Genomic DNA, 21,249 nt, shown 5'->3' on the forward strand with positions numbered 1-21,249 from the left:
CCCTGGGGTCAGGAGGTGGCGCTGTAGCCGCGGGTGGCGATCCAGTCGGCGAGGTTGTCGATGCTCATCTGGTAGGAGGCCTGGTCGGGGTTGGCGGAGTCGGCGATGGTGACGGTCTTCCCGCCGTCGTGGTAGCCGACGATGCTGATGTAGTGGCCGCCTTCGAAGGAGTGGGTGGTGCCGTCAGGCGGCAAGAGCCTGCGGTTTGGTCGCATTTTCGGGGAAACTGTCCCCTCGTCGCACACTGTGGCCACAGTTTCCCTGAAGTTGCGCGGATCTTGCCCGAAGCGCTGTTCGCGATCTTGCAACTCGGGCTCGCTGTTGGGGCGATTTGTCAGGGTTGTCAGGGGTGGGAGTGCAAGATCGCGGTGGCCGGGCGGCGGCGTCGTGCTCCCGTCGCGCGCGCTCGGTAGGCTGCCGCGGGCGGAACGGGGCGCCGGCCGGGCGGGCCGGGCACCGGGGGCCGGAAGGGGACGACGGGTATGACGCTGAGCCTGCGGGGCGCGCGCCTCGGCACCGGTCTGCTGCTGACCGCCGCGCTCGCGGTGGCCGGCTGCGGATCGACGCCGACCGAGCCGCTACCGGCGGAGAGCGAGCAGCCGACCCGGGTGCGGCAGTTCGAGCCCGGGGCCGCGGGGGTGGGCGACGACTACTTCCCGAAGTACGGCAACGGCGGGTACGACGTGACCCGGTACATCGTGAAGGTCCGCTACGACCCCGCGCGGGACCGGCTCTCCGGCACCACCACCGTGCAGGCGACCGCCACCACCGACCTGTCCTCGTTCAACCTGGACCTGGCCGGGCTGAGCGTGCGCGAGGTGACCGTGGACGGCGCCCCGGCCCGGCACAGCCGCACCGGCGACGAACTGGTGATCACCCCCGCCTCCGGGCTGACCTCCGGCAACGGCTTCACCGCGGAGATCAGCTACGTCGGCGAGCCGGCGCCGCTGCGCAACGAGGCCCTCGGCGAGGGCGGCTTCCGGCACACCTCCGACGGCGCCGTGGCGCTCGGCCAGCCCGAGTCGGCGAGCACCTGGTTCCCGGTCAACGACCACCCCTCCGACAAGGCCGCGTACGACTTCGAGTTCACCGTCCCGAAGGGGCTGACGGCCGTCAGCAACGGCGTGCCCGTGGGGAACAGCACCAGCGGCGGCTGGACCACCTGGAAGTGGGCCGAGCGGTCGCCGATGGCGAGCTACCTGAGCACCGTGGCGATCGGGGAGTTCCGGGTGACCCGGGGCGAGCACAAGGGACGGCCGGTGTTCAGCGCGGTCACCACGAAGCTGCCGCAAGGGGCCGCCGACGCCTCGATCGCCCGTACGGTCGAGGTGGCGGACTACCTGGAGGGCGTCTTCGGTCCGTACCCGTTCGACGCGTACGGCGGGGTGGTGGTCTCCGAGCCGGGCATCGGGTACGCGCTGGAGACCCAGAGCCGCCCGGTCTACTCGGCCAACTTCTTCCGTGGGGGCGAGAACACCGGAGTGGTCGCGCACGAGTTGGCCCACCAGTGGTTCGGCAACAGCGTGGCCCTGGCCAGGTGGCAGGACATCTGGCTCAACGAGGGGCTGGCCACGTACGCGGAGTGGCTCTGGGAGGAGCACCGCGGCGGGCGGACCGCGCAGCAGTCGTTCGACGACGCGTACCTCGGCTCGGGCAGCCAGGTGTGGCGGACCCCGCCCGGCAGGCCGGGGCCGGCGAACCTGTTCAGCCAGTCCGTGTACCAGCGCGGCGCGATGACCGTGCACGCCCTGCGCACCACGGTCGGGGACAAGGCGTTCTTCGAGATCCTGCGGAGCTGGGCGGCCGACCGGCGCGACGGCAACGCCACCACGGCCGACTTCGTCGACCTCGCCGAGCAGGTCGCCGGCCGGCAGCTCGCCGCCCTCTTCGACGCCTGGCTGTACGGCACCGAGCAACCACCCCGCCCCGCGCCCCGCTGACCGGCGGCCCTACTTCTTCACCACCAGTTCCGGGTGGTCGGCGAGGTACTCGTCGGCCCGCCCCGCCCTGAGCGCCGTCAGGAACCCCCGGCCGACCCGGGTGAGCTGCTCGCCCCGGTACCCGCCGCCGGAGCCGACCGAGTCGCCGGGCAGGCCGACGAGGACGAGCCGGTCGGCCGGCAGCCCGCCGAGGGCGTACGCGAGGTCGACGACGCGCGGCCCGCCCGCGTACGTCAGGGTGTCGCCGAGCGCGGCGACGACCTGCTCGACCCGCTCCGGCTGCCGGGCCAGGTCCTCGGCCTGGATCCTGCGGAGCAGCGCCCGGAGAAGCTGCTGCTGGTGGCGCTGCCGCGCGTAGTCGCCGCCGGGGATGTAGCGCTGGCGGGCGTAGTCCAGCGCCTGCCAGCCGTTGAGGTGCCGCTCGCCCTTCTCGTAGACCATCTGCGGCCCGACGTACCCGCCTCCGCCCGGCGCCGGGGCGCGGTGCCGGCCGTCCGGCCGCCGGTGCAGCGAGGGGGTCCGCTGGTCGATGTAGACGTCGATCCCGCCCACGGCGTCCACCAGCTTGTCGAAGCCCTGGAAGGTGACCACCGCGCCGGCGTCGAACCGCAGCCCGGTGTACCCGCTGACGGTGCTGCGCAGCAGCTCGTACCCCTGCGCGGTGCTCGGCTGCCGCCGCTTGCCCGGCACCCGGCTGCCGTAGCTCATCGCGTGGGTGAGCTTGGTCCGCCCGCCCCGGTAGCCCGACTCCGGGTACGCCGGGATGTCGACAAGCAGGTCGCGGGGAAGCGAGAACAGGTATGCCCGGTCCAGCTCCTTCGTCACGTGCGCCACCAGTACGGCGTCGCCGTGCGGTTCCCAGCCGGGCACGCTGACCCGGGTGTCGACCCCGACCAGCAGCAGGTTGAGCGGGCCGGTGATCCCCGCCCCCGGCGGCGGGGTGGGGCTGGGCGTCGGGCTCGGCGTGGGGCTGGGTTCGGCCGCCGAGGGCGCGACGGCGGTGGTGGTGGTCGTCCCCGGCCCGCGCGGCGGCCCAAGGCCTGCGGCCAGCCGGACGACCACCGTGGCGCCGACCGCCAGCAGGGCGACCGCCGCGAGGACGGCCAGCCCGAGCCGCCACCGCCGGAACGCCTGTCCCGCCTGTCCGACCATGCTTGCCACCCTCCCCGACACCAGGCTCGGCGGTGACGCCGGACTGCCAGACGTCACACCGGGGCCGGTGGGTGCATGGTCCCGCGAGAACTGGCTGTGGCGCGAGTGCTACTCATCGGTAATGATGCGTCCATGCGGTACGACGTGCTCGTCATCGGGTCCGGTTTCGGCGGCGGCGTCACCGCGCTCCGGCTGGCCGAGAAGGGGTACTCGGTCGGCGTGCTGGAGGCCGGGCGGCGCTTCGCCGACGACGAGTTCCCGGAGACGTCGTGGCGGCTGCGGCGATTCCTGTGGGCGCCGCGGCTCGGCTGCTACGGGCTGCAACGGATCGACCTGCTGCGCGCCGCCGACCGCCGGGCCGGCGGCGGGGTGCTGGTGCTGTCCGGAGCCGGGGTGGGCGGCGGCTCGCTGGTCTACGCGAACACGCTCTACGAGCCCCTCGACGCGTTCTACGCCGACCCGCAGTGGCGGGACGTCACCGACTGGCGGGCCGAGCTGGCGCGGCACTACGACCAGGCGAAACGGATGCTCGGCGTCACCACGTACCCGGTGCACACCCCGGCGGACCGGGCGATGCGGGCGGTGGCCGAGCGGATGGGGGTCGGGCACACGTTCCACCCCACGCCCGTCGCGGTGCACATCGGCCGGCCGGGACAGCGGGCCGCCGACCCGTACTTCGGCGGGGCCGGGCCCGACCGGTCCGGCTGCACGCACTGCGGCTCGTGCCTGACCGGCTGCCGGCACGGGGCGAAGAACACGCTGGTGAAGAACTACCTGTGGCTGGCCGAGCGGCTCGGCGTGGACGTGCACCCGCTGACCACGGTCACCGCCGTGCGCCCCGCGGACGGCGGCGGCTACCGGGTCGAGACCGTCCGCACCGGGGCCTGGCTGCGCCGCTGCCGGGTGTTCCACGCCGACCAGGTGGTCCTCGCCGCCGGGGCGCTGGGCACCCAGCGGCTGCTGCACCGGATGCGGGCCGCCGGCGCGCTGCCCCACCTGTCGCCCCGGCTCGGCGAGCTGACCCGGACGAACTCCGAGGCGATCCTCGGGGCGTCCGTCACGCGGCGGCGTGCCCGCGCCGAGGGGATGGACTTCACCGCGGGGGTGGCGATCACCAGCTCGTTCCACCCGGACCCGCAGACGCACATCGAGCCGGTGCGCTACGGCCGGGGCTCCAACGCCATGGGGGTGCTCCAGTCCCTGCTGGTCGACGGCGGCCCGCACCGGGTTCGCCGCTGGGTGGCCACGCTGCTGCGGCAGCCCGGGGTGGCCGCCCGGATGCTGACCGTGCGCGACTGGTCGCGGCGCACGGTCGTCGCCCTGGTCATGCAGTCGGCGGACAACTCGCTGACCACGCGCTGGCGGCGCGGCCTGTTCGGCCGGCGGCTGGCCGCCGCCCCGGGCCACGGCGCGCCCAACCCGACCTGGATCCCCGCCGGCAACCAGGCCGCCCGGCTGCTGGCCGAGGAGATCGGCGGCATTCCCGGCGGCTCGCTCACCGAGCCGTTCGACATCCCGATGACCGCGCACATCCTCGGCGGCGCGGTGATCGGCGTCACCCCGGCCGACGGGGTGATCGACCCGTACCACCGGGTCCACGGGCACCCCGGGCTGCACGTGGTGGACGGGGCGGCCGTCTCGGCCAACCTCGGGGTGAACCCGTCGCTCACCATCACCGCGCAGGCCGAGCGGGCGATGTCGTTCTGGCCCAACAGGGGCGAGCCCGACCTCCGGCCACCGCTCGGCCAGCCGTACCGCCGCCTCGACCCGGTCCCGCCGGCCCACCCGGCGGTCCCGGCGGACGCCCCCGCCGCCCTGCGGTAAGGAAGGGCCCCCTGTCAACGCCTGAGGCATCTTCCACCGGCTCCTCCCGGTGGCGCGTCACAGGACCGGCGGGCGCTGCCCGGAGTCGGCGTGACGGTGGGTAGGCTTTCTGCACATGAGCACGCCGCGCCCCGTCCTCGTCGTGGACTTCGGAGCCCAGTACGCCCAGCTCATCGCGCGCCGGGTGCGCGAGGCTAGGGTCTACTCGGAGATCGTCCCGCACTCGATGCCCGTCGCCGAGATGCTGGCGAAGAACCCGGCCGCGATCATCCTCTCCGGCGGCCCGGCCAGCGTCTACGCCCCGGGCGCCCCGCAGGTCGACGCCGGGATGTTCACCGCGGGGGTGCCGGTCTTCGGCATCTGCTACGGCTTCCAGGCGATGGCCCAGGCGCTCGGCGGCACGGTCGCCCGCACCGGTAACCGTGAGTACGGCGGCACCCCGCTGCGCCCCCGTCTGCTCGACCCGGGTGTGCTGCTCCGCGACCTTCCGGCGGATCTGCCGGTCTGGATGAGCCACGGCGACTGCGTCACCGAGGCGCCCGCCGGCTTCACCGTCACCGCGGAGTCGGCCGGCGCTCCGGTCGCCGCGTTCGAGGATCTGGCGGGCCGCCGGGCCGGGGTGCAGTTCCACCCCGAGGTCGGGCACACCGCGCACGGGCAGGAGATGCTCACCCGGTTCCTGTACGACATCGCCGGCATCGAGCCGACCTGGACGCCCGAGAACATCATCGACGAGCAGGTGGCCCGCATCCGCGAGCAGGTGGGCGACAAGGAGGTCATCTGCGGCCTGAGCGGCGGGGTGGACTCCGCGGTCGCCGCCGCGCTGGTGCACAAGGCGGTGGGGGACCAGCTCACCTGCGTCTTCGTCGACCACGGCCTGCTGCGGGCCGGCGAGGCCGAGCAGGTGGAGAAGGACTACGTCGCCGCCACCGGCATCAAGCTCAAGGTGGTCGACGCGCAGGAGCGCTTCCTCGGCGCCCTGGCCGGGGTGACCGACCCGGAGCAGAAGCGCAAGATCATCGGCCGGGAGTTCATCCGGGTCTTCGAGGCCGCCGCCCGGGAGATCGCCTCGCACGGCGACGTCGAGTTCCTGGTGCAGGGCACCCTCTACCCGGACGTGGTGGAGTCCGGCGGCGGCACCGGCACCGCCAACATCAAGAGCCACCACAACGTCGGCGGTCTGCCCGAGGATCTGAAGTTCGCCCTGGTCGAGCCGCTGCGCACGCTGTTCAAGGACGAGGTCCGCACGCTCGGCCTGGAGCTGGGCCTGCCCGAGGCGATGGTCTGGCGGCACCCGTTCCCGGGCCCCGGCCTGGCCATCCGGATCATCGGCGCGGTCGATCGGGAGCGGCTCGACGTGCTCCGCAAGGCCGACCTGATCGCCCGGGACGAGTTGAGCGCCGCCGGCCTGGACCGGGGCGTCTGGCAGTTCCCGGTGGTGCTCCTGGCGGACGTACGCAGCGTGGGCGTGCAGGGCGACGGGCGCACCTACGGCCACCCGGTGGTGCTGCGCCCGGTCTCCAGCGAGGACGCGATGACCGCCGACTGGTCCCGGCTGCCGTACGAGGTGGTGGCCAGGATCTCCACCCGGATCACCAACGAGGTGGCCGAGGTGAACCGGGTGGTCCTGGACGTCACCAGCAAGCCGCCGGGCACCATCGAGTGGGAGTGACGCCGCCCCGACCGCCTCAACCGGCGGTCGGCGGCACCGGCCCGGAGGTGGGCGCGGTCGGCGGCACCGGCGGGGCGAGCGGCGTGGTGGGCGCCTCGGAGCCGGCGTTGTGCGGCGGGGCCGGCGTCGTCGGCGCGGCCGACGGGTGGGCCGGCTGCGGGGCATAACCCGTGGACCGCGTCGCGGGGCCCGTCGGGTGCGGCCAGGCCGGGGCGCCGGCCGGCTCCTCCGGCATCAGGAACCACATGATCGGGTACGCGAGCGCGGCGAACCCGCCGGTGACCAGCGTCGCGACGGCGAAGAGCACCCGGACCAGGGTGGGATCGACGACGAAGTAGCGGCCGAGGCCGCTGGCCACCCCCGCGACCATCCGGTCGGTGGTGGGGCGACGGAGCTGCTTGTACGGGGCCTGGTGGCTCTGGGTCGAGGTCATGACTCCACGCTCCGCGCGCGGCGCCGCCACGTCCTCGGTGACCGCCCGGATCCCTACCCTGATCGACCCCTGATGATCCAGCATTGGGTCAGGAATCTGACACTTTTCGATGGAGGAAACGGCCGCGGGGGAGAATTTTCTCCCGTGACCACCATGCTGGAGCCGCTCCGCAGGATCGCGGCATACGCAGTTTGTGCTGATTCGGCCGGCCGAGTGTTGTTGGTACGCGCGTCGGGGCGCTCCGGCACCCCGGGCACATGGTCGCTGCCCGGCGGGGCCGTCGACCACGGCGAGGACCCGAACCACACCGTCGTCCGGGAGACCGCCGCCGAGACGGGGCTCTCGGTGGCCGTCTCCGGCCTGGACGACGTGCTGGCCGACATGCGGGCGCTGCCGGAGCGGGGCATCACCATCCACACCGACCGGCTGATCTACAAGGTCTCGGTGCGCGGCGGCACGCTGGTCGACCGGGTCGACCGCCCGACCGACCTGGCCCGCTGGTTCACCCTGGCGGAGGCCCGCGAGCTGCCGCTGCGCTCGTTCACCGCGCGGGCCCTCGGGCTGCCCGCCTCGTCGGCCGACGTGGTGCCCGACGAGGTGCCCGAGTTCCCCTCGTTCTACGCGGTCCCCGGCCCGGACGGGCTGCACCGGGCCCAGCGCTTCGCCGCGTACGCGGTGGCCACCGACCCGGACGGGCGGGTGCTGCTCACCCGGGTCGCCGACGGGTACCCGGGCGCGGGCCGCTGGCACCTGCCGGGCGGCGGCACCGACTACGGGGAGCAGCCGGGCGCGGCGCTGATCCGGGAACTGGTCGAGGAGACCGGCCAGCGGGGTCGCCTGGTCGAGCTGCTGGGCGTGGCCAGCCACCGGGACGCCGCCTCGCTCGGTCCGGAGGGCTACCCGATCGACTGGCACGGCGTACGCGCCTTCTACCGGGTGGTGGTCGACCAGCCCGCCCCGCCGACCGTGTCGGACGTCGGCGGCTCCACCTGCGAGGCCCGCTGGTTCGCCCGCGAGGAGCTGGGCGCCCTGCCCACCGACCGCCTCACGGAGGTCACGGCGGAGGCCGTCCAGGCCGCCCGCCTCACCTGACCCGCCCCGGTCCCGCCTTTCGTTGATCATGAGGTTGACGGCACGACGCGCCGGTCCTGGTGCCCGCTAACCTCATGATCGACGGGGTGTGCGGGCGGAAAAGAGGGTGCGGGTGGAGCAGCGGCGGCGGGTCGGGGCGTACGGGATCTGCCGGGACGGCGCCGGGCGGGTGCTGCTCGTGCGGGAGTCGGCCCGGGCCGACTTCCCGGGGGTGTGGCGGCTGCCCGGCAGCGGCCTGGCGCACGCGGAGCACCCGGAGGCGGGCGTGGTGCGGGGGTTCGCCGAGGAGACCGGGCGCGCCGTCACGGTGACCGGCCTGGTCGCCGCCGTCGCGGACGCCATCTCGTTGCCCCAGGAGGGCGTCTCGCTGCACACCGACCGGATCGTCTTCACCGTCGCGCCAACCGACGCCAGCCTGCCCGGCGAGGCCGGCAGCGCCGGCACCGGCGAGGCCGGCGGGCGCGACCGGGCCGGCGAGCCGCTCCGCGACCGGGCCGGCGGTGCCGACCTGGCGCGCTGGGCGACTCCCGAGGAGGCCGCCGCACTGCCGCTCCTGCCGTTCACCGCCGAGGCCCTGGGGTTGCCGGTCGTCCCGGTGCGGCCCGCCGCGCCCCGCGCCGTCCCCCGCGCGCCGCTGCCGCCGTCCCCGGCCGACCGGCGGGTGCGCTTCGCGGCGTACGGGCTGGTCACCGACCCGGTCGGGCGGGTGCTGCTCACGAAGATCGCGGAGGGCTACCCGGGCGCCGGGCTGTGGCACCTGCCCGGCGGCGGCACCGACCACGGCGAGCAGCCGGCGGCCGGCCTGCTCCGCGAGCTGGTCGAGGAGGGCGGCCAGCTCGGCCGGGTGTTGGAGCTGATCGCCGTGCACAATCTGCACAATCCGGCCGCGCTGGGTCCGGAGGGTCGGCCGCTGGACTGGCACGGAGTCCGGGTGATCTACCGGGTGCGGGTGGACGAGCCGACCGAGGCCCGGGTCACCGAGCTGGCCGGCGGTTCGACGGCCGACGCCGCCTGGTTCAGTCCCGAGCAGCTCGGCGGGCTGCGGGTCACCGAGGTCGTCGCGCTGGCAACCGGACGTCGGGTCGGATAGCCGGCGCGGGTTCGGTCGGCACCGGTCCGCTCCGGTACGCTGGGGACGGGGTTGATGGAGAAACGGGCGATGAGGCCCGAGATGGGAATGAAGAGGCGGTTCGCGCGGTTGACGGAGACGTAAGGCCGCCGGCAGCTATCGCCAAGCCCCACCCCCCTGTGCAATGGTGTACTCCGCTTGAACGGCTGCCGGGCCAGCAGCGGTCCGGCACGAGACAGCCGGACGTCCGCCCCCGAGGCGGCCAGCCGATCCGGTGATGGAGGAAACGTGCCGAGAGCCCCATGGCGCCGGCGTCGTACGACTGACAGTCCGCGCCCCGCAGGGCGTCGCTGGGCGGGCCGGCTGCGCCGCAGCAGCACGTTCGCGCGCCAGGTGCTGCTTGTCCGGGTGGGACGCCGGGACGGCGTCGCCGCCCCGGCCGCCGACCTGGCCTCGCCCGAGCACCGCTACCTCGACCGGCAGCGTCGCCGGTACGGCCTCGACCGGTACGAGCGCACCGACGTCGAGGCGATCGTGCCGGTCAGCCCGGCCCTCGCCCCCAGTTCCGCGGTCGACGACGACTCGTCCTCGATGGCGATCCCGCTGCTGCCCGGCGAGCGCACCGCGGCCCGCCGGGCGAAGTTCGCCCTGGTCAACGCCTGCACCCTGGCCAGCCTGATGCTCGGCATCAACGCGATCTTCGTGGCCATGCGGGGCGACGTGCGGCTCGGCGCGCTCCTCCTGATCGCCTGCGTGGCGTTCGACGGGCTCGACGGGGCGCTCGCCCGCAAGCTCGGGGTCGCCAGCCCGTTCGGCGCCCAGATGGACTCGTTGGCCGACATGTGCTCGTTCGGCCTCGCCGCCCCGGTGGTGGTGTACGCCTCGCTCGCCGGGTCGGCCCCGCCCGCCGCCGCCGCGGTCGCCGCCGCGCTGGTCGCCGCCTGCGCCGCGATCCGGCTCGCCCGGTTCAACGTCTCGCCGAAGGACGGCCGCTTCTTCTGCGGCGTGCCGACCACCATGGCCGCGGCCGTGCTGGCCCTGACGGTCGCGCTCGGGCTGCCGCTGCCGGGCATGGTGCAGATCGCCGGGGTGGCGCTGCTGGCGTTCGCCATGGTCAGCAGCTTCCCGTACGCCAAGCTGGCCCGGCTGGTGAAGCTGCCGCCGTGGCTCTGGCTGGCTCCGGTGATCGGCGCGCTCGTCGACATCCGGCTCACCTTCGCCCTGGTCGTGGTGGGATACCTGGTCAGCGGCCCGCTGCTGTGGCTGCACCAGCGCCGCACCGCCTGACCGGCCCGACGAAGCAGAAGGGGCGCCGCTGAGAGCAGCGGCGCCCCTTCCTCGTGTGTTGCGCTCAGCGCCAGCGGGCGATGACCGTGGCGCCGCCGGCGACCTTGTCACCCGGCCCGACCAGCGGCTCGGCCGCGTGCGCCGGCAGGTAGACATCGGTACGCGAGCCGAACCGGATCAGCCCGAAGCGCTCGCCCTTGGTCAGCAGCGCGCCGATGGGGGCGCGCTGCACGATCCGCCGGGCGATCAGCCCGGTACGCTGCGCGACGACGACCGTCCCGTGCTCGGTGTCGACCACCGTGTACGCCGCCACGTTGTGCTCGGCGTCCGGCTTCATCGCGTTGACGAACCCGCCGTCGGCGACGAAGTAGTCCACCACCTTGCCCGCCACCGGGGACCGGTTGACGTGCACGTCCAGCACCGACAGGAAGACGGCGACCCGCAGCCACTCGCCGTCGCCGAAGCGCTCGTCGTGCAGCCGCTGCACCGACAGCACCTGCCCGTCGGCGGCGGCCACCACGGCCGACGGGTCCTCCGGCACGTCCCGCTCCGGGTCCCGGAAGAACGCGGCCACCGGGGCGGCGGCCAGCGCCGGGAGCAGCCAGAGGCGGGACTTCGGTCGGGCGACCCGGGCCAGCGCGGCCAGGCCGAGGGCGATCCCCGCCGCGGCCACGCCGTTGGAGTCGATGTGCATGCTCCGGGTCAGCGGGACGCTGGACGGGCGGTACGCGGGGGCGAGCCGGGCCGCCAGCGCCGGGCTGGCCGGGGTGAACCGCAGCCGGTGCACCCGCACCGGCGGGGCGTTGCGCAGCACCAGGTCGGAGCCGACGCCGTGCAGTGCCGCCTGCCGCTCCAGTTCGGCGGAGGCGCCGGCGGTGCGGCCGGGGGTTGCGGGCGCGGCCACGCTCAGCACCGCGCCGTCGGCAAGGTACTTGCCCAGACCGTCGATGGTCGTCCGGGTCTCGTCGACGGTGCCGGTGAGCGCCTCGGCGGCGATCACCACCTCGGCGGTGTCGGCCTCGGCGAGGGAGTCCACCACCCGTACCCGGTCGGCGACCCAGCGGCCGTGGGCCGTCACGTGCTCGCGCAGCGCGGCCGGCCCGGCCGTCGCGGCGGGCACGACGGTGAGGGTGTCGCCGGGCAGTAGGGCGTCGATCGCCGCGGCCAGCACCGCGGACTCCGGGGCCGCACCGACCAGCAGTGCGGGCTTGGGGTCGTTGCGCCGGGCCAACTCGCTGACGAGGGTACGGGCGGCGCGCTCGCCGATGCGGACCGGACCGGACCGGCCGGCGGCGGGCACGGCGGGGGACTGGGTCATGTCGGACGGGCTCCTGACGGGTAGAGACGACATACGCGGCGGGACCGCCACAGCAACCTGGTCGGCCGGACCGCGGACGAGGCCCGCGACCCGGCGGCTCGGCCACGGGCGATCCGCGGCGACCCGGCGGTTCGCCGCGAACGAGGCCCGGCGGCGCGGGCCGGCCGGCGGAGGCGAGAACCCCACCGGCCAGCATATGCGTCCCCCGCCGCCGATCGCACCGCCGCGGGTCGCACCGCCACGGGGTCGTACCGCCGAGTCGCACCGCCGTGGTCAGCCGTCCGCCCGGTCCGGCCCGGCCGCCGCCCGCCCACCGGGCGCGGACGGGTCGGCGTCGAGCGGGTCCGTCGGGGACCAGCCCGCCGGCCCGTACCCGTCGTCCGCCGGGCGGTCCTCGACGGCGGTCGTCCCGGCGTCGGCGGCCGCGGTGGTCGGCCACTCGTCGGCGGGCGCCGGGCCGGCGTCGGTCACGGGCGCGCCGCCCGGCTCCGTGAGGGCGGCGTCCACGTCCCGCGCACCCGGCGCGGCATCCGTCGCCGGAGCGTCGGTCGCGTCCGGCCCTGCGGCGGTCCGCCGGTCACCCCGGCCTGCACGCAGCGCCCCGACGAGGCCCAGCATGCCGATCAGGATCAGCCCGCCGGCCAGGAACCAGCCGACCGGCGGCAGGGCCAGGCCGAGCAGTTGGGCGGACAGCCACCAGGCGGCCAGGCCGAGGAAGAGCAGGGCGAAGACGAGCGAGACGAGATCGGTGCGGTGCGCCTTCACCGGGTCACCTCCAGGTTGCCGGCGTTGACGTGGATGTAGAGCCGCAGCTTCCCTCCGCCGGGGCCGTCCGGACCGAGGTCGACGCTCTCCCGGAGCCGGCCGTCCAGCTCGCTCGACCGCTTGCCGAAGACCGTGGCGTCCCCGGCGTTCACGTCGGCGATCGTGGTCACGTCGACGCTGGGCGGCACCACCACGGTCGCCTCCCCGAAGCTGATCGCGACGGTGACGTTGGTCTCCCGCTTGTCGAAGTCGATCGCGCGCAGGTCGAGGACGGCGTTGCCGAAGTTGTTCTCGTAGCGGTCGGCGAGGTCGCGGTGGTCGGTGGGCGCCCAGGTCACGTCCCCGTCCACGCCCCGGATCCGGTCGTAGGACTCGGCCACGGTCGCCACGCCGAGCGCCGCCGCGGTGACCAGCCCGAGCGCGATCAGCCACCGGGCCCGGCCGAACCACGCCCCGACGAGCAGGCCGAGGCCGATGGTGGCCAGGGCCGCCGCGAAGTACGCCGCCGCCCCGACGTGGATGACGTCCAACAGGTCGAGCATGCCGACCACGCCCAACGCCAGGAAGATCAGCGAGAACGTCACGGCGCCCAGCGGGGAGCGTTCCCGGGGCCGCTTCGGCGGCTTCGCCGGTGCGGGCGGCGGAGGGGCCGGCTGCGGCCTCGTGGCGTACGGGCCGTGCGGGGCGAACGGGGGCCGGTAGCCGGCCGGCGAGGAGGGCGGGTAGGCCCCGACCGGCCCGCCGACCGGGGGGAGGGTACCGGTCGACGGGCCCGCCGCCGGCGCGGGCGGCCAGGGTGGCAGTTCGGCGGTCGGCTCGGCCGGGGGCCGGGCCGGTGGGGCCGCCCAGGTGGCGGCGGGCTGCCCGGAGACCGGGACGTTCGAGGGGCGCCCAGGGGAACCAGCCGGCTGCCCGGCGGCCGAGGGGGCCGACGGCTGCCCGTACACCGGGGACGCGCCGGCGGGCGGGGTGAAGACTCCGGGCGCCGGCCAGCTCACCGGCGGCACCGGGCCCGGCGGGGTGGCCGGCGGCACGCCTGGGCCGGGGACGGGCCCCGGGTGGGTCTGGGCGGCACGCGCGGCCGCGCCCTGGTCGCGGTTGAGCAGCAGCGCGCCGCCGACCAGGATGGCCGCGCCGAGCAGCACGGCCCGGAAGGCGTCCGTGACGATGTACCCGAAGCTCACCGCGACGAGGATGCTCAGCACGATCACGGTCACCGGCGACATGCTGGAGCGCCCGCGGCCGAGCATCGACTCGACCGGGGAGGCGGTGTCGCCCTCACCCGGGATGATCAGCCAGGCCGTGACGTACACGAGGATGCCGATGCCGCCGAAGAAGCCGAGCACGGCCAGCAGCACCCGCCAGAGCACCGGGTCGGTGTTCGTGGCGCGGCCGATCGCCGCGCAGACGCCGGCCAGGTAGCGGCCGTCGCGGGGCCGGACCAGCCCGTACCGGGAGGTGAACGCCGATCCGCCGGGGGGCGGCGGGGCCGCGTACCCAACGGCTGGCGGCGCGGTCCCGCCGGAGCCTGCGCCGGCGGGCGCTCCCGGGCCGGCGGGCGCCTCGGGTCCGGCAGACGTCGGCCCGAAGGTGGTCGGCGCGGTCCAGCCGGCGGGCGTGGTGGGCGCCGGTCCGGCCGGCGGGGGCGGCGGCGGTCCGCCCGGTTGGGCCGCCCCGGGGCGGGGCGACGGGGCAGCTTCCTCGGTCATGCCTCGATCCTGCTCGCCCGGACCGGCCGGCGGCCTCAGGAGCCGACCCTGACCCCACCCTGAGATCCGCGGGCCTGGAATGTCGGGGGCGTCCCCGTGGTCCCCGGCGGTCGCCGCGTGTGACGATCGGAGCGGCGCCGACCGTCCGGCGACCGCCCCCGCCCGCCCCGACCAGGGAGCCTCCGATCACCACCGCAACCCAGCCACCGCGCCTCTACCGGGCACCCGAGCACCGGATGGCCGCCGGGGTCGCCGCCGGCATCGCCGAGCACCTCGGCATCTCGGTGGTCCGGGTGCGGGTCGCGTTCCTGGTGCTCATGGGCCTGAGCGGGCTCGGCCTGCTGCTCTACGCCGCCTTCTGGGCGGTGGTCCCACTACGCCCGGGCGACAACACCGCACCGGCCCGGCGGGACCCCGCGCAGCTGCTGCCGTTCGTGGCGATCGGGCTCGTGGTGCTCGCGATCCAGATGATGGTCTTCGACTCGGTCGGCGCGGCGGGCACCGCCGGCTGGCTGGTCGCGATCATCGCGGTGGGCGCCGGCGTGATCTGGCACCAGTCCGCGCCGGAGCGCCGCCGCCGGTGGGGCGAGTCGCTGCCGGTGCCCTGGCTGGGCGCGGTGGTGGAGGAGAGTGACCGGCGCGCGTTCGTGCTGCGGTTCATCGGCGGCGGCGTACTGGTCGCGGTCGGCATCATCGGGGTCGCGGCGGTCTACTCGCCGGTGCAGAACTTCGACGCCGTGGTCAACGGCGTCATCTTCGCGCTGGTCGGGCTGGCCGGCGTGGGGGTGGTGGCCGCGCCGGTGCTGTGGCGGACGTACAACCAGCTCCGCTCGGAGCGGGAGGGGCGGATCCGGGAGCAGGAGCGGGCGGAACTGGCCGCCATGGTGCACGACCAGGTGCTGCACACCCTCGCCCTGATCCAGCGCAACGCCGCCGACGTCTCGACCGTGCAGCGGCTGGCCCGGGGGCAGGAGCGCTCCCTGCGCAACTGGCTCTACAAGCCCACCGCCTCGCCCAACGAGCGCTTCGCCGCGGCGCTGGAGCAGGCCGCGGCCGAGGTGGAGGACACCTTCGCGATCACCGTGGAGGCGGTGGTGGTGGGCGACCGGGAGACCGACGAGCGGGTCGGGGCGCTGGTCGCCGCGGCCCGGGAGGCGCTGGTGAACGCCGCCCGGCACGCCGGGGTGCGGACCGTCTCCCTGTACGCCGAGGTGGAGCCGGATCAGGTCAGCGCGTTCGTCCGGGACCGGGGCAAGGGCTTCGACCCGGATACGGTGGGGGATCACCGGCACGGCGTCCGGGGCTCGATCATCGGCCGGATGAAGCGGCACGGCGGCCGGGCGGAGATCCGCTCCGAGCCGGGGGAGGGGACCGAGGTCCGCTTGATGCTGCCGATCTCCCGGGACCAGGCCACGGCGGAAAGGGACAGATGACCATGGCTGAACAGGCGACCGGGCCGGTCGGGGACGTGGGCGACCGCCCCGAGCGGCTGCGCGTTTTCCTCGTCGACGACCACGCCATGTTCCGCGCGGGGGTCCGTGCGGAACTGGGGGCGCACGTCGAGGTGGTCGGCGAGTCCGGGACGGTCGCGGAGGCGGTCAGCCGGATCGCCGCGACCCTGCCCGACGTGGTGCTGCTGGACGTGCACATGCCCGACGGCGGCGGCCGGGCGGTGCTGGACGCGATGCGGCGTACCCACCCGCAGGTGCGGTTTTTGGCGCTGAGCGTCTCCGACGCGGCCGAGGACGTGATCGGCCTGATCCGGGCCGGGGCCCGGGGCTACGTCACCAAGACGATCTCCCCGGACGAGCTGGCCGCGGCGGTCCGCCGGGTTGCCGAGGGGGACGCGGTGTTCAGCCCCCGGCTGGCCGGGTTCGTGCTGGACGCGTTCGCGGCCCGGCCGGACGTGCCGGTGGCCGACCCGGAGCTGGACCAGCTGACCAACCGGGAGCGCGAGGTGCTCCGGCTGCTCGCCCGGGGGTACGCGTACAAGGAGATCGCCAAGGAGCTCTACATCTCGATCAAGACGGTCGAGACGCACGTGTCGAACGTGCTGCGCAAGCTCCAGATGTCCAACCGGTACGAGCTGTCCCGCTGGGCCGCGGACCGGCGCCTGGTGTGACGCCGGCCGGGCGGTCACTCCGTCCGCAGCACGGTGAACGCCTCCGCCAGCCGGCCCGGTGGCAGCCCGGCGTTGTCCGCCACCGTCGTGAGCCGGTCCCGCACCCACGTCTCCACGTCGAGGTGACCGGTCTGCGACCGGTGCGCCCGCATCGCGGCGATCTTGCGGTCGTACCGGTCGGTGACGTCCACGACGTGGTCCGGCGCCGGGCCGCCGGCGTACCAGACCTCCCGGACCACCCACGGCTCCAGCCCGGCCGCCAGCAGCTCCGGGTACGCGAACCGGTTGCGCGCGTCGGGGTAGATCGCGCAGGTGGTGGCCTCGCCGACCGCCAGGTGGTCGGGGTGGCTGGGGCCGGCGAGGTGCTCCCAGCGGCGCAGCGGGGAGTTGGTGAGCACGCGGTCCGGGCGGAACCGCCGGATCGTCGCGGTGATGTCGCGGCGTAGGGCCGGGGTCGGGGCGAGCGTGCCGTCGGCGTACCCGTCGAGGAACTCGACGCGACGCACGCCCACGGCGGCCGCGGCGGCCCGCTGCTCCTCCTCGCGCAGCCGGGTCAGTTCCGCGCGGGGGGTGTCGTCGAACCCGCCGGCCTCACCGTGCGTGACGATGAGGTAGGCCACCTCCACCCCCTCGTCCACCCAGCCGGCTATGGTGCCCGCACAGCCGAATTCGACATCATCCGGATGGGCGAAGACTGCCAGCGCGCGGCGGATGCCGGCGAGCGCCGGCGCGGAAGCGGGAAAGCTCACGGAGTCGAGGCTATGCTCCGCGTCTGGCTGCGCTCAGTGTGACGCCCTGCCTGCTCAGTGTGGCTCGGCCGGTCCGCTTCATGATCTTTTTTCAGTATCGGCAGCACTGCGGGCAACTAACGGCTTGATAACGGCACCTTCACGCAACGGGCCGGTAGGTGTCACAGTTGCAGCACCTCACTCCCGGCGTGAGGCATCCGTACGGTTCCACGACCATGGATCTGACCGAGAGGTCACGCTTCGTGGTCGTCGAGTCCTGCGTGGTGGCGAGCCCGGACGGTGCGGCAGCCCGGCGGATCGGTACATCAGGGGTGTCCCGATTTCTCTGCGGTGGACCGGTGGTCGGTGGTCGAGGCCACCGGCGGCGTCACCCCAACACGTCGAACGACGACGAACCTGGTTAGAAAGAGGAGGCCCCTCGGAATGAGAGTCTCGAAGCGGGCGAGCGGCGCGATCGCGGTGGGCGCGGCGTTCGCGCTCGTCGCGTCCGGCTGCTCGAGCAGCGACAGTGGCAGCGACGACACCGGCAACAGCACGGACGGCGCCATCGTCATCGACGGTGGCGAGCCGGAGAACCCGCTGATCCCGGCGAGCACCACCGAGACCAACGGTGGCAAGATCATCGACTGGATGTGGACCGGCCTGGTCGAGTACCCCAACAACGGTGGTGCTCCGCAGAACGCCGTCGCCGAGTCGATCGAGACGACCGACTCCAAGGTCTACACGATCAAGATCAAGCAGAACACGAAGTTCCACGACGGCACCCCCGTCAAGGCCAAGAACTTCGTGGACGCCTGGAACTGGGGCGCCTACGGGCCGAACGGCGCGCAGAACTCCAGCTTCTTCGCCGACATCGACGGCTTCTCCGAGGTGAACACGGTCGACCCGGACGGCCCGGACGGCCCGCAGAAGGCCCCGGAGCCGGCGCAGAAGACCATGAAGGGCCTCAAGGTCCTCGACGACTGGAGCTTCGAGGTCACCCTGGCGGCGCCGACCGCGGTGTTCCCCACCAAGCTCGGCTACAGCACCTTCATGCCGCTGCCGGACGCGTTCTTCACCCAGAGCGCCGAGGAGTTCGGCAAGAAGCCGATCGGTAACGGCCCGGTGAAGTTCGTCTCCTGGGAGAACAACGTCGCCATCAAGCTGACTCGTTTCGACGACTACCAGCTGCGCGACAAGATGAAGATCAAGGACGTCACCGTCAAGATCTACCAGGACGACAACGCCGCCTACAGCGACCTGGTCTCGGGCAACCTGGACTTCCAGCAGCAGGTTCCGGTCTCCGCCCTGGCGGGTGACAAGTGGAAGACGGACCTGGGCGAGCGCGCCGTCGCGTCGACCACCCCGTCGACCGGCATCATCGCCTTCCCGATCTACGACAAGCGCTTCACCAACCCGAAGCTGCGTCGCGCGATCTCGATGTCGATCAACCGGCAGGAGATCACCGACAAGATCTTCTTCGGTAACCGGAAGCCGGCCGACAGCTGGGCCAATCCGCTGACCCCGGGCGCGCAGCCGGGCAACTGCACCGCCTGCCAGTTCAACGTCGAGGAGGCCAAGAAGCTCCTCGCCGAGGCGGGCGGCTTCACCGGCAAGCTGTCCCTCTACTACAACGCGGACGCCAGCCACAAGGAGTGGATGGAGGCCGTCGCGCAGCAGATCAAGACCAACCTCGGCATCGACGCCGTCGCCGAGGGTGTGCCGACCTTCGCGGTGTTCCGCCAGAACATCAACGCCCACAAGATGAAGGGCATGTACCGCGCCGGCTGGCAGCAGGACTACCCGGACGTGGAGAACTGGGTCAACCCGCTCTACGTGACCGGTGGTTCCTCGAACGACGGTCTGTACAGCAACCCGCAGGTCGACGCCCTGGCCAAGGAGGCCAGCGGTGCTCCCAGCCTCGACGCCTCGCACGCCAAGTTCGCCGAGGCCGTCAAGCTGATCGACCAGGATGTGCCGTCCGTCCCGATCTACTTCGGTGGCCAGCAGTCCGGCTACTCGACGAAGATCAAGAAGATGGAGCTGACCAACGTCGGCGAGCTCGACATCACCTCGGTCGAGCTCTGATCCGAACGGTCTGACCCCGGGTCGGGCTCACCTACCGGTGGGTCCGGCCCGGGGCCGTTCCGCGAGAGGTGTACCAAAGCCCTCGCTACGTTGACGCCCCCGCGCCGGTCGCCCGACGCCCCCCTGTCTGGAGGTCCACCCCATGGGCCGTTATCTGTTGAGACGGCTACTGCAACTCGTCCCGGTCTTCATCGGTACGACGTTCCTGATCTACTGGCTCGTCTGGTCCGTGCCGGGTGACCCGTTCGCCGGCAAGTGCGGCGACCGCCGGTGCCCGGACGTGTACATCAACATGATGACCGAGAAGTACCAGCTCGATCAGCCGATCTGGGTGCAGTACGCCACCTACATGAAGAACCTGTTCCAGGGGGACTTCGGCACCACGTTCAACAACCGCGCGGTCAGCGACATCATCGCGACGGCGTACCCGAACACGCTGAAGCTCGCCGTGGTGGCCCTGTCGATCGAGGCGATCATCGGGCTGACCGCCGGCGTCCTGACCGGCCTGCGGCGCAACGGCTTCCTCGACAACCTGGTCCTCGTCTCGACGCTGTTCCTGATCGCGCTGCCGGTCTTCGTCGTCGGCTTCGTGCTCCAGTGGCTGTTCGGCGTGCAGTTGCAGATCGTCAAGCCGACGGTCTCCAGCGAGATGCGGTTCACGGAACTGATCATCCCGGGCTTCGTCCTCGGCAGCGCGTCCATGGCGTACGTCGCCCGGGTGACGCGCACGAGCATCGCGGAGAACCGGCGCGCCGACTACGTCCGCACGGCCATCGCGAAGGGCCTGCCGATGCGGCGGGTCGTCGGCGTCCACCTGCTGCGCAACTCGCTCATCCCGGTGGTCACCCTGCTCGGCACCGACCTCGGCGCGCTCATGGGTGGCGCGATCATCACCGAGGGAATCTTCGGCATCAACGGCATCGGCAGCGAGGCGCTCCGGGCGATCGTGACCAAGCAGAGCTCTACGGTCGTCTCCATCGTGGTGGTCCTGGTGCTGGTCTACCTCTTGATGAACCTGCTGGTGGACCTGCTCTACGCCGCCCTGGACCCGAGGATTCGCTATGAGTGACCCCAGCACCGCATCGGTCGTCTCGACCCCGCCGTCGACCAACCCCAACGAGGCGGGGGCCGGCGCCCCCGTCAACGCGGGCCTGCCGGAGAACGCCCGCAAGGAAAAGCCCCGCGGCCTGCTCGGCGACGCCTGGCGCGACCTGCGCCGCAAGCCGCTGTTCTGGATCTCCGCGGCCTTCATCCTGGTCTTCGTGGTGATGGCGGCCTTCCCGTCGCTGTTCACCTCGGGCGACGCGGTCAACGGCACGCTGGCGAACAGCCGCGTCGGGCCGTCCGGCGACGCCTGGTTCGGCTACGACGTGCAGGGCCGGGACGTCTTCGCCCGGACCATCTACGGCGCCCGCGCCTCCATCGTGGTGGCCCTGCTCTCGGTGATGGGGACGCTGCTGATCGGCGGCACGCTGGGCATCATCGCCGGCTACCGCGGCGGCTGGGTGGACGCCCTGCTCTCCCGGTTCGCCGACATCTTCTTCGGCCTGCCGTTCGTGCTCGGCGCGATCGTCATTCTCACCACCTTCAACGGGGCGGACTCGAGCAACAGCGAGTGGCAGATCATGGCCCTGGTCATCATGTCCCTGAGCGTGCTGGGCTGGCCGGTCGTGATGCGGCTGATGCGTTCCTCGGTGCTGGCCACCAAGGAGGCCGACTACATCGTCGCCGCGCGGGCGCTGGGGGCCGGCACGGGCCGGATCATCCTCAAGCACCTGCTGCCCAACTGCCTCGCCCCGCTGCTCGTCTACGGCACGATCCTGGTCGGGTCGTTCATCGGCGCGGAGGCCACGCTGTCCTTCCTGGGCATCGGCCTGAAGACCCCGGTGGTCTCGTGGGGCATCATGATCAGTGAGGCGCAGAACTACCTCCGGGTCTCGCCCTACCTGCTCTTCTTCCCTGCCGCGTTCCTCGTCACCGCCGTCCTCAGCTTCGTGATGCTCGGCGAGACGGTCCGCGAGGCCCTCGACCCGAAACTGCGCTAGGGGAG

16 protein-coding genes and 2 pseudogenes are annotated in these 21,249 nt (G+C 73.4%); 11 read left to right on the forward strand and 7 right to left on the reverse strand.

Annotated features, from left to right (window positions below; translation table 11 throughout):
* Nucleotides 1-8: 8 nt before the first annotated feature.
* Nucleotides 9-185: pseudogene (locus ACGFIZ_RS03060) on the reverse strand (phytochelatin synthase); the annotation flags it as partial.
* Nucleotides 186-482: 297 nt separating this feature from the next.
* Between ACGFIZ_RS03060 and ACGFIZ_RS03065 the strand changes: the two are divergent.
* Nucleotides 483-1,940 (forward strand): M1 family metallopeptidase, encoded by a 1,458-nt coding sequence (locus tag ACGFIZ_RS03065; protein WP_393415219.1) that lies wholly within the window; start codon nt 483-485, stop codon nt 1,938-1,940.
* A 9-nt stretch (nt 1,941-1,949) separates the two neighbouring features.
* On the opposite strand, the gene ACGFIZ_RS03070 is transcribed toward ACGFIZ_RS03065, so the two are convergent.
* The gene (locus ACGFIZ_RS03070) at nt 1,950-3,092 is read right to left on the reverse strand and encodes an LCP family protein (protein WP_393415222.1); all 1,143 of its coding nucleotides are present in this window, start codon (nt 3,090-3,092) and stop codon (nt 1,950-1,952) included.
* 132 nt (nt 3,093-3,224) lie between these two features.
* Between ACGFIZ_RS03070 and ACGFIZ_RS03075 the strand changes: the two genes are divergently transcribed.
* Nucleotides 3,225-4,916, forward strand: a complete 1,692-nt coding sequence (locus ACGFIZ_RS03075; protein WP_393415225.1) for an FAD-dependent oxidoreductase — start codon at nt 3,225-3,227, stop codon at nt 4,914-4,916.
* 115 nt (nt 4,917-5,031) lie between these two features.
* Nucleotides 5,032-6,588 (forward strand): glutamine-hydrolyzing GMP synthase, encoded by a 1,557-nt coding sequence (guaA, locus tag ACGFIZ_RS03080; protein WP_347666485.1) that lies wholly within the window; start codon nt 5,032-5,034, stop codon nt 6,586-6,588.
* A 16-nt stretch (nt 6,589-6,604) separates the two neighbouring features.
* Here guaA and ACGFIZ_RS03085 read toward each other — a convergent pair whose 3' ends face one another.
* Nucleotides 6,605-7,021: a PspC domain-containing protein gene (locus tag ACGFIZ_RS03085; protein WP_393415228.1), complete on the reverse strand. Its 417-nt coding sequence runs from the start codon at nt 7,019-7,021 to the stop codon at nt 6,605-6,607.
* Nucleotides 7,022-7,165: 144 nt separating this feature from the next.
* Between ACGFIZ_RS03085 and ACGFIZ_RS03090 the strand changes: the two genes are divergently transcribed.
* From ACGFIZ_RS03090 to ACGFIZ_RS03100, 3 genes are all read left to right on the forward strand, one after another.
* On the forward strand, nt 7,166-8,113 hold the full coding sequence (locus tag ACGFIZ_RS03090; protein WP_347666483.1) for an NUDIX domain-containing protein: 948 nt from the start codon (nt 7,166-7,168) through the stop codon (nt 8,111-8,113).
* A gap of 112 nt (nt 8,114-8,225) precedes the next feature.
* On the forward strand, nt 8,226-9,203 hold the full coding sequence (locus ACGFIZ_RS03095) for an NUDIX hydrolase (RefSeq protein WP_393415231.1): 978 nt from the start codon (nt 8,226-8,228) through the stop codon (nt 9,201-9,203).
* A gap of 342 nt (nt 9,204-9,545) precedes the next feature.
* Entirely contained in the window at nt 9,546-10,469 is a 924-nt protein-coding gene (locus ACGFIZ_RS03100; protein ID WP_393415614.1) for a CDP-alcohol phosphatidyltransferase family protein, read from the forward strand.
* 64 nt (nt 10,470-10,533) lie between these two features.
* On the opposite strand, the gene ACGFIZ_RS03105 is transcribed toward ACGFIZ_RS03100, so the two are convergent.
* The 3 genes and pseudogenes from ACGFIZ_RS03105 to ACGFIZ_RS03115 all read right to left on the reverse strand — a co-directional run bounded on the left by ACGFIZ_RS03105 (nt 10,534) and on the right by ACGFIZ_RS03115 (nt 14,261).
* On the reverse strand, nt 10,534-11,787 hold the full coding sequence (locus ACGFIZ_RS03105) for a phosphatidylserine decarboxylase (protein WP_393415234.1): 1,254 nt from the start codon (nt 11,785-11,787) through the stop codon (nt 10,534-10,536).
* A gap of 519 nt (nt 11,788-12,306) precedes the next feature.
* Nucleotides 12,307-12,552, reverse strand: a pseudogene (locus ACGFIZ_RS03110) (hypothetical protein); the annotation flags it as partial.
* Nucleotides 12,549-14,261: a PspC domain-containing protein gene (locus ACGFIZ_RS03115; RefSeq protein WP_393415237.1), complete on the reverse strand. Its 1,713-nt coding sequence runs from the start codon at nt 14,259-14,261 to the stop codon at nt 12,549-12,551. The pseudogene ACGFIZ_RS03110 and the gene ACGFIZ_RS03115, both read right to left, overlap by 4 nt.
* Nucleotides 14,262-14,446: 185 nt before the next feature.
* On the opposite strand from ACGFIZ_RS03115, the gene ACGFIZ_RS03120 reads away from it, so the two are divergent.
* Together ACGFIZ_RS03120 and ACGFIZ_RS03125 are read left to right on the forward strand one after the other, a co-directional pair.
* On the forward strand, nt 14,447-15,694 hold the full coding sequence (locus tag ACGFIZ_RS03120) for a PspC domain-containing protein (RefSeq protein WP_393415616.1): 1,248 nt from the start codon (nt 14,447-14,449) through the stop codon (nt 15,692-15,694).
* A 2-nt stretch (nt 15,695-15,696) separates the two neighbouring features.
* Nucleotides 15,697-16,383: a response regulator gene (locus ACGFIZ_RS03125; protein ID WP_393415240.1), complete on the forward strand. Its 687-nt coding sequence runs from the start codon at nt 15,697-15,699 to the stop codon at nt 16,381-16,383.
* A 14-nt stretch (nt 16,384-16,397) separates the two neighbouring features.
* On the opposite strand, the gene ACGFIZ_RS03130 is transcribed toward ACGFIZ_RS03125, so the two are convergent.
* Nucleotides 16,398-17,132: a PIG-L deacetylase family protein gene (locus ACGFIZ_RS03130; RefSeq protein WP_393415243.1), complete on the reverse strand. Its 735-nt coding sequence runs from the start codon at nt 17,130-17,132 to the stop codon at nt 16,398-16,400.
* A gap of 423 nt (nt 17,133-17,555) precedes the next feature.
* Between ACGFIZ_RS03130 and ACGFIZ_RS03135 the strand changes: the two genes are divergently transcribed.
* From ACGFIZ_RS03135 to ACGFIZ_RS03145, 3 genes are all read left to right on the forward strand, one after another.
* Entirely contained in the window at nt 17,556-19,199 is a 1,644-nt protein-coding gene (locus ACGFIZ_RS03135; protein WP_393415246.1) for an ABC transporter substrate-binding protein, read from the forward strand.
* A 142-nt stretch (nt 19,200-19,341) separates the two neighbouring features.
* Nucleotides 19,342-20,268, forward strand: coding sequence for an ABC transporter permease (locus tag ACGFIZ_RS03140; protein WP_393415249.1), 927 nt, complete (start codon nt 19,342-19,344; stop codon nt 20,266-20,268).
* Nucleotides 20,261-21,244 (forward strand): ABC transporter permease, encoded by a 984-nt coding sequence (locus ACGFIZ_RS03145; protein ID WP_393415252.1) that lies wholly within the window; start codon nt 20,261-20,263, stop codon nt 21,242-21,244. The genes ACGFIZ_RS03140 and ACGFIZ_RS03145 overlap by 8 nt, the downstream gene beginning before the upstream one ends.
* Nucleotides 21,245-21,249 lie beyond the last annotated feature (5 nt).

The organism is Micromonospora sp. NPDC048830, assembly GCF_043198215.1.
In the GTDB taxonomy this organism is placed as follows: domain Bacteria; phylum Actinomycetota; class Actinomycetes; order Mycobacteriales; family Micromonosporaceae; genus Micromonospora.

Coding starts and splice junctions, on each gene's coding strand:
- ACGFIZ_RS03135 (WP_393415246.1), top strand. CDS start 17,556: ATGAGAGTCTCGAAGCGGGCGAGCGGCGCGATCGCGGTGGGCGCGGCG.
- ACGFIZ_RS03140 (WP_393415249.1), top strand. CDS start 19,342: ATGGGCCGTTATCTGTTGAGACGGCTACTGCAACTCGTCCCGGTCTTC.
- ACGFIZ_RS03085 (WP_393415228.1), bottom strand. CDS start 7,021: ATGACCTCGACCCAGAGCCACCAGGCCCCGTACAAGCAGCTCCGTCGC.
- ACGFIZ_RS03145 (WP_393415252.1), top strand. CDS start 20,261: ATGAGTGACCCCAGCACCGCATCGGTCGTCTCGACCCCGCCGTCGACC.
- ACGFIZ_RS03105 (WP_393415234.1), bottom strand. CDS start 11,787: ATGACCCAGTCCCCCGCCGTGCCCGCCGCCGGCCGGTCCGGTCCGGTC.
- ACGFIZ_RS03070 (WP_393415222.1), bottom strand. CDS start 3,092: ATGGTCGGACAGGCGGGACAGGCGTTCCGGCGGTGGCGGCTCGGGCTG.
- ACGFIZ_RS03125 (WP_393415240.1), top strand. CDS start 15,697: ATGGCTGAACAGGCGACCGGGCCGGTCGGGGACGTGGGCGACCGCCCC.
- ACGFIZ_RS03115 (WP_393415237.1), bottom strand. CDS start 14,261: ATGACCGAGGAAGCTGCCCCGTCGCCCCGCCCCGGGGCGGCCCAACCG.
- ACGFIZ_RS03075 (WP_393415225.1), top strand. CDS start 3,225: ATGCGGTACGACGTGCTCGTCATCGGGTCCGGTTTCGGCGGCGGCGTC.
- ACGFIZ_RS03065 (WP_393415219.1), top strand. CDS start 483: ATGACGCTGAGCCTGCGGGGCGCGCGCCTCGGCACCGGTCTGCTGCTG.
- guaA (WP_347666485.1), top strand. CDS start 5,032: ATGAGCACGCCGCGCCCCGTCCTCGTCGTGGACTTCGGAGCCCAGTAC.